The organism is Megasphaera geminata F0357 (assembly GCF_000239275.1).
GTDB lineage: Bacteria > Bacillota > Negativicutes > Veillonellales > Megasphaeraceae > Megasphaera > Megasphaera geminata.
Genome location: NZ_JH417599.1, coordinates 70501 through 78860, shown reverse-complemented (window position 1 = coordinate 78860; position 8360 = coordinate 70501). Strand labels below are relative to the sequence as shown.

Annotated in this window: 6 protein-coding genes and 1 other annotated feature; all 6 genes read right to left on the bottom strand. The window is 53.2% G+C overall.

Features of this window, described 5'->3' with window-relative positions:
• Window positions 1–28: 28 nt before the first annotated feature.
• A complete protein-coding gene (locus HMPREF0080_RS05760; protein WP_040347360.1) occupies window positions 29–673 on the bottom strand; it encodes a redox-sensing transcriptional repressor Rex in 645 nt (214 codons plus the stop codon).
• Between the two features lie 118 nt (window positions 674–791).
• Window positions 792–2033, bottom strand: coding sequence for an O-antigen ligase family protein (locus HMPREF0080_RS05755; RefSeq protein WP_006790376.1), 1242 nt, complete (start codon window positions 2031–2033; stop codon window positions 792–794).
• A gap of 50 nt (window positions 2034–2083) precedes the next feature.
• Window positions 2084–3397, bottom strand: coding sequence for a bifunctional folylpolyglutamate synthase/dihydrofolate synthase (locus tag HMPREF0080_RS05750; RefSeq protein ID WP_006790375.1), 1314 nt, complete (start codon window positions 3395–3397; stop codon window positions 2084–2086).
• Between the two features lie 13 nt (window positions 3398–3410).
• Window positions 3411–6074 carry a valine--tRNA ligase gene (locus HMPREF0080_RS05745; protein WP_040347379.1) on the bottom strand — a complete coding sequence of 888 codons (2664 nt, stop codon included), beginning with the start codon at window positions 6072–6074 and terminating at the stop codon, window positions 3411–3413.
• A gap of 51 nt (window positions 6075–6125) precedes the next feature.
• Window positions 6126–6339 (bottom strand) — a binding site (T-box leader).
• Window positions 6340–6419: 80 nt separating this feature from the next.
• Complete coding sequence (gene thrB / locus HMPREF0080_RS05740; protein WP_006790373.1) at window positions 6420–7331, bottom strand: homoserine kinase; 912 nt, start codon at window positions 7329–7331, stop codon at window positions 6420–6422.
• Between the two features lie 2 nt (window positions 7332–7333).
• The coding region (locus HMPREF0080_RS05735) for a homoserine dehydrogenase (protein WP_006790372.1) at window positions 7334–8360 on the bottom strand (1027 nt) is incomplete at its 5' end.

Genomic DNA, 8360 nt, shown 5'->3' with positions numbered 1-8360 from the left:
GATCGGCACAGGGGCTGCTTCTTTTATCTTATTCATCCTGTTCGGGCTTATTTGTCAGATAATAGGATATACGGCTGAGACCGATGGACAGGTCTTCACGGAAAACATAAACATGCGGCGGCAAATTGAGCCGAATCGGCGCAAACGAGAGGATCCCGCGTATGCCGCCGGCAACCATCTGATCGGCGACCTGCTGCGCCACGGAGGCGGGAGTCGTGATAATACCGATTTGGATACCTGCGCGGCGGATGGTTTCTTCCATTTCCGAGATAGGGGTAACGACGATACCGCCGACATTTTGACCGATAATCCGATGATCCACGTCAAAGAGGCCTTCCGTTCGGAAACCGAGCCTCCCGAAAGTTTTATAATTCGCAAGGGCCCAGCCTAAATGGCCGATGCCGGCAATACCGACCTTCCAGTGCTGCTGCAGGCCGATAATTTCGACAATCTGCTGGCCCAGCTCACTGACATAGTAGCCGACGCCCTTTTTACCGAACGCACCGAAGCAGGTCAGATCCTTTCGGATCTGTTCCGGCGTAATGCCGAGCCGTTCACCGAGCTTTTCCGAAGAAATGATATCGATGCCGGCATCCTGTAATAATAATAAATCTCTATAATATAGCGGCAGCCGTTCGATGACGGCGTCAGATATAACTTTTTTCTGTCTCATAATCGGCTCCTTCCGGGCTTCACATAGCTTATATATCAGACGGCCTTCCGTCCGGTTAAAGTTCACTGCATACATGAACATTATATATTAATGTGAATTTTTTCGCAAACCGTTTTCGTTACTTCCCGTATGCTTTATTGTTATTACAAAACAAAGAACTAATCAGCCAAAACATCATGGATACTTGCGTGCTGAATAAATCATCGTCGCTGATCCCCGTCACGGCGACGGTGGCGACAACCGTAATAATAATGGTTGCCGTCATATACTCAAAAGAATCTTCAGCAGTACCGCGCAGTATGTCCCGACCGTAACGCAGATGCCCGAAAAAGAAGGAAAAGAACGTGCAGAAACCGAAAATACCCGTTTCCGCGAGGATATTAAGAAAGAGATTGTGACAGTGAAAGATCACAATGCCCGCCTTTTGTATCAATTCGTTATAAGCGGGATACGCAAATTTAAAAGCGCCCCAGCCGATACCGAAAAAGGGATGGTCCAACCACATGATAACGGCGTCACTCCACATATCAAGACGCATAGCGAAGGACGTATCCGCTTCTCTGTACGAAAAGATGGACACCAGCCTGTCGGCAATACCGCCGTGGTAAAAAGCCAGCACTAACGGCACCGTTAAAAAGAAAAGCCAGAGGCGCTTATCACGGACAAGTCCGAAAATAAAGACGAGCACTGCCGCCCCCATCCAGGCACCGCGCGAGTACGTAAGCAGGAGGCACAAACCCAGGAGGCAGAAGAGCCCTGCCGACATAGCGCGTTCACGCCCGTCCTTCGTCCAAAATGTATACCCGCCGGCAACCGACATGGCCATGAGCAGATAACAGGATAAGAGATTCGGATTATAAAGGGTCGAATACATCCGGCGCCGCAGCAGGGGAAAGGCCGAACGATCAACCCATTCCGTCTCCTGCAGGGTCAGCATATGAACGTATTGATAGAGCCCGTACAAAGCGACAAAGAAAGCGCCCGCCAGAATAACGCGCAGGAAAAGCCGCTTTTCCTCTTCTCCTTTGACGAAAAGCACGATTCCCAGAAAAAGCACGGTATACTGTAAAACCGTAAAGACGTAAAAAGCCAGGCCCAGCCACGCCTGCGGCGCCCCGGCAAGGGAAACCAGGGCCGTTGCCGCAAAAGCCAGGGCCGGGTAGACGAGAGGTTTGCCCGTATATGCGGGCACGCCGTATTTCACAAAGTAGAAAATCCCCAGAATAAAGGCCGCGCTGAAGAAGATCTCCATTATATACAGCTGTAACGGCACAAAAAAAGCGGTCCCCAAGAGAGCATATACAATACGTATTCTGGCTTTCTCCCGAGGACCGTCGCCGTGTAAAGTCAAGAGGTTCATGCGGTTATACTCCTTCCGACTCCAATTATACGGGCTTACGATATTCTTGTCTATACTGACGCGGCGTATTGCTGCCGCAGGCAGCGGCGGATATCGCCCTGCATATAAAGAGAGCCGACAACGCAGCACACGGCATCCGCTCCGGTTACGGTCAGCGCCTGTACCAACGCTTTCGCAGGCGACGAAGCCGTCGCCGCGCGGGGACCGATAAGACCGGCAATAAGAGCCGGATCGGCCGTGCGGGGACTGGGCGCCGGCGCACAGAACACCTTGTCGTCGCTGCGGAACAGCCTCTTTATAACAGCCCTGTACTCCTTGTCGGCAAGGACGGAAAAAATGAATACCCGCTTCATCTCTCCGAATACTTCATCAAAGGTCCGACAGAACGTTTCGATGCCTGCCGGATTATGAGCGCCGTCAATGACGACGGTCTTACCGCCGGCCCGCACGACCTGGAAACGCCCCGGCCAGGACACGGTACGGATCCCCTCTCTGACGGCCCTGTCCGTCACGGCCGCATCAACCGTACCGATATACTGCAGCGCGGCGGCGGCCACCGCACAGTTATCCGCCTGGTGCGCTCCCAAAAGCGGCAGTTCGAGATTTGTTTCTTTACCGCCCGTGAACCGCAGCCGCAAATGCTGGACGAGTTCGCCGGCAGCCGTCTTTTCAAGGGACCGCCGGGTAACGGCAATATCTTTGCCGAGCACGCAAAGCGGCGCACCCTTGGCCGCCGCCCTTTCGGCAACTGTGTCGAGGGCCGCCCCGTCCGCCGCCGTAATAACGGGGACACCGTCTTTAATAATACCCGCTTTGTGACGGGCGATCTCCTCGACGGTCGTACCGCAATATGCCGTATGATCCAGGGCAACGTTCGTAATGACCGACACGACGGGCAGAATGACGTTGGTCGAATCGAGAAGCCCTCCCATGCCGACTTCAATAACCGCATAGGCTACGTCCTGTTCGGCAAAATAAAGAAAGGCCATAGCCGTGAGCATTTCAAACTCCGTCGGCTGTTCCGTTCCCGCCGCTTTCATCGCTTCCACGGCACGGCTGATTTTTTCCGTCACGGCGGCAAAATCTTCCCGGCTGATTTCTCTGCCGTCAACACTCATCCGTTCCGTATACGCTTCCAAATGAGGCGAGGTGTACCGGCCCGTTTTACGGCCAGCGGCCGTAAGGCCGTTGGCGATGAGAGCCGTTACCGAACCCTTGCCGTTCGTTCCCGTTATATGCACGGTTTTATATCGGTTCTGCGGATTGCCCAAACGTTCCAGGAGCTCATGAATTCTCATGAGCCCCGGTTTTATCCCGAACGTGCAGGCATTCTCCAAATAACAAATCGCTTCTTCGTATGTCATATGCCCCGTTCCCTTATAATTTTTCCAACTCTTCCCCGCGCTTCATCAAGGCCTTCATTTTTTCCCGATATGCGGCAAGCTTTTCTTTTTCCTTTTCTACAACCGTTTCGGGAGCTTTGTCCGTAAACCCCCTGTTGGCCAGTTTCTTTTCCAGCCGCTCGATTTCGCCCCGCGCTTTTTCCTGCTCCTTCATAATGCGGGCCCTTTCCTTTTCCACGTCAATGATGTCCTTCAAGAGAAGATACACTTCAATATGCGGTACGACCGCGACAACGGCATTTTCCGGTTTTTTATCCGCCGGTGCGAGAAAATGAACTTCATCGACAAAAGCGAGCGTCTTGAAATAGCTTTCATACGTATGCAGGGTTTCAGCCATTCCGGCATCAGCCGGCACGAGCGTAACGGGAGCTTTTCTGCCCGTCGGTACGTTCGCCTCGGCACGCATATTACGGACGGCCTTAACCGCTTCCATTATGATATTCATAGCAGCGGCGGCGTCCGTAAAGTCCCATTCTTTTCTCGGCTGCGGCCACGGCGCGGCAATAAGGCTTTTTCCTTCATGCGGCAGGTGCTGCCACAGATGTTCCGTAACAAACGGCATGAACGGATGCAAAAGAGCCAGTGTATGCGTCAGTACGTAGACAAGAATGTACCGGGCCGTCTTCCCGCTCCGCTCGTCGTCGGATTTATAAAGACGCTGTTTGGCAAGTTCAATATACCAGTCGCAGAAACAGTTCCATGAAAAATCGTATACGCAGGCGGCGGCATCGCCCAATTCATAGGCGTCGAGACGTTTTGTCACGGTGCGGACAAGATTGTTGTACGACGCGAGGATCCAGCGGTCCGACAACGTAAGATCAGCGTCCGCCGGTACGAAGTCCGGATCATACTTTTCAAGGTTCATAATGACAAACTTTGCGGCATTCCAAATCTTGTTGGCAAAATTACGGTTTGCTTCAACACGTTCCATATAAAAACGCATGTCGTTACCCGGCGTATTGCCGGTGACAAGAGTAAACCGAAGCGCATCGGCGCCGAACCGGTCGCTTACTTCCAAGGGATCGATGCCGTTGCCGAGAGATTTGCTCATCTTGCGGCCCTGACTGTCGCGAACGAGACCGTGAATAAAGACATCGCGGAACGGGACGTCTTTCATGAATTCACAGGTGGCAAACATCATGCGCGCAACCCAGAAGAAAATAATATCATATCCCGTTACGAGTACGCTCGTCGGAAAGAACCGCTCAAGATCCGGCGTTTCATCGGGCCAGCCCAGCGTCGAGAAAGGCCAGAGGGCCGAGCTGAACCACGTATCCAGCACATCCGGATCCTGGCGGATATGCGTGCTGCGGCAGTGCGGACATGTTGTCAGATCCGTACGGCTGACACTGATCTCGCCGCAGTCGTCGCAATACCATGCCGGAATCTGATGCCCCCACCAGAGCTGACGGGAAATACACCAGTCATGGATAGTTTCGAGCCAGTGATTGTAGATTTTCGTGAAGCGTTCAGGAATGAATCTCGTACTGCCGTCGGCGACCGCCCCGAGAGCCGCCGGTGTAAGCGGTTTCATTTTAACGAACCATTGTTTTGTCGAAAGCGGTTCGACGGTCGTTTTACAGCGAGAGCAATGCCCGACGGCATGATTCAGTTCTTCCCTATGGTCGAGAAGCCCCAATTCCCGAAGATCTTCCACAACGGCCCGGCGGCATTCCCTGATCGTCATGCCCTCATATTTTGCACCGGCCCGTTCATTCATCGTACCGTCCAGGTTCATGATCATAACCTCTTCGAGATGATGCCGTTCGCCTACTTCAAAGTCGTTCGGGTCATGGGCCGGCGTAATCTTAACGGCGCCCGTACCGAATTCACTGTCCACGTACTCGTCGCTGATAACTTCCGCCTCTCTGTTGACAAGGGGGATGAGGACCTTTTTGCCGATGTATTTTTTCATCTTTTCATCATGCGGGTTGACTGCGACAGCCGTATCGCCCATGATCGTTTCCGGGCGGGTCGTCGCGATCATGACGTAATCGTCTTCACCGATTACGGGGTATTTGATATACCACAAATGCCCGGCTTCATCCTTATGATCGACTTCAATATCGCTAAGCGCCGTATGGCAATGAGGGCACCAGTTCGTAATCCGCCGTCCCTGATAGATAAGCCCTTTTTCATAGAGAGAAACGAATACTTCGCGGACGGCACGCGCGCATGTATCGTCCATGGTAAACCGTTTACGGCTCCAATCGCAGGACGAACCGAGGCGGCGGACCTGCTGTTCAATACGGCTGCCGTATTTTTCTTTCCACGCCCAAACGCGTTTCAGAAATTCTTCACGCCCTATATCATAACGTGTTTTCCCTTCTTCTTCAGCAAGCTGTTCTTCCACCTTGACCTGCGTTGCGATCCCCGCATGATCCGTACCGGGGATCCAGACCACGTTATAGCCTTCCATCCGTTTAAAACGCACGAGGATATCCTGGAGCGTATTATCGAGCGCATGGCCCATATGAAGCTGCCCCGTTATGTTCGGAGGGGGCATGACGATGCTGAAGGGCTTACGCGACGGTTCGGGCTCCTGATGGAAATACCCTTCTTTTTCCCAAAAATCATACCACTTCTGTTCGATTTCTCCGGGATTATACCCTTCGAGTTTTTCCTTATCCCATTTCATAGCCGTCTCCTCCTTTACAATAAATAAAAAACGCTCTTTCATCCCAAGTCCCCTTAGGACGAAAGAACGTATGTCTTCCGCGGTACCACCTAATTTGCCGTATGCTGTCCACGGCCTCTCATGGCAGATAACGGCTGCATCCGGGCAGGCTTTTTCTCCTGCCGGCTCACGGGTGACTCGCCTATGCCTTTATCAATACCGTTGCACCGTGCCGGTATCTCTCTGCCATAAAGGAAAATAAGCTTCTTCCGCTCATCGCTTTTATTGTGATTTATAGTAACAATTTAAATTTACGTTGTCAAGACAAGAAAGCCCTTAATCCGAAGCGCCGGCCCTTTTTTCCTCTCAGATACGTTTCGCGCCTTCATTGCACGCCTTCAGGATATGCCCCGCCGACGTGAAACCGGCATCTGAAAAAGCGGTTTCCATAGCCTTGCGTATGTCTTCTTCATGATCCGTCGCAAAGGCGATAACCGTCGAGCCGGAACCGCTCACGGTGGCGCCGAGCGCTCCCGCCTCCACTGCCGCCTGCAAGGCCCGTTCACCGCCGGGAATAAGAGGCAGGCGATAGGGCATATGCAGCCGATCTTCCAGCCCGTAGCGGATATTGTCATACTGTTTATTTATGAATGCCGTTACCAGGAAGGCGACACGGCTGACATTGAAAACGCCGTCTTTATATGGCAACGTCTGCGGCAATACGGCCCTGGCCCGTTCCGTTGACACTTCCAGGGAAGGGCTGACCGTAATAAAGAAAGCGGCCTTACCGAGAGGGACGCGTTGCGTAACCGGATTGCCGCCGTCCAGGACGGACATGCAAAGACCGCCGCAAAAGGCCGGCACCACATTATCGGGATGCCCTTCCATTTCGTTTGCCAGGTTAAGCATGGCCTGTCTGTCCATGCCGTTTCCCGTAAGCACATTCCCGAGAATAATACCGCCGACCAAAGCGGCCGAGCTGCTGCCCAGACCGCGTGCCACGGGAATGCGGTTAACAAGATGCAGTATACCGCTTTTCGGTAATTTTCCGCCGTTTACGGCAGCGGCCCTCACCATGGCTTTGCCGACCATATTATCGGCAAAACCGTCCGGTATCGACTCCTTGCCGAGCCCTTCGATTTCGACGCGGACGGCGGAGCCGTCATCCTCCGTAAAGTAAACTTCGTTATATAAAGTCAGGGCCAGTCCCAACGCGTCAAAGCCCGAGCCGAGGTTAGCCGTCGTCGCGGGGACCCGCACCCCTATAGTTGGCTTCATGCTTACACCTCGATGACGCGGATAGCGTGCCGCAGACGATCTATGCACCGAAGCCGTTCAATTTCCGTGAGAGCCGTGCGGATAACGGCATCGGCCGAACTGTCGACGAGGATGACGATTTCGGCAACTTCCTTCGTTTCATCTTTCTGAATGAGAGACCGAATACTGATACCGTGCCCGGCAAAGACCCCGGAAATACTCGACAAAACACCGGGAGCATTGGCCGCAATAAGGCGAATATAATAAGGCGCCTTAATTTTTCCCGCATCTTTAAGCGGCGCTTCGCGCCACAAGTAAGGCCGCTTTCCCGTCATTTCGTTATTTACGTGCTGAATGACATTCATAATATCGCTGACAACGGCGCTCGCCGTCGGCAGAGCGCCCGCACCCTGACCGTATAACATAATATCGCCGACACAGTTGCCCCGCACATAAACGGCGTTATAAGCGCCGCCGACATTGGCAAGAGGGTGCCCTTTGCGGATAAAAGCGGGATGGACGGCCAGAGAAATGCCGTCGTCCTCCTGCCGCGCTACGGCAAGTAATTTAATGACGTAGCCCATCGCTGTCGCGTGGGCAATATCGTCTTTCGTAATATGCTGGATCCCTTCAACGGAAACGTCGTTGAACGTAACGTACGCATGGAAGCCGAGCTTGGCGAGAATGGCTATTTTACGGGCCGCATCAAAACCGCCGACATCATTGGCCGGATCCGCTTCGGCATAGCCCTTTTCCTGCGCCTCCCGCAGCGCGTCTTCATAAGAAAGGCCGCGGTCGGTCATGCTGCTCAGGATAAAGTTCGTCCTGCCGTTCATAATACCGATGATTTCTTCGATTTTATTGCTGTTCAGCGACGAATACATAGGACGTACAATGGGAATCCCGCCGGCGACGCTCGCCTCGAACTGAAAATCCGCGCCGTGTTCGTGAGCCAGCTTCAATAACGGAATCCCGTAGTCGGCAATGACATCCTTATTGGCGCTGACAACGCTCTTACCGCGCCGGAACGCTTCTTCAATACATTCTCGC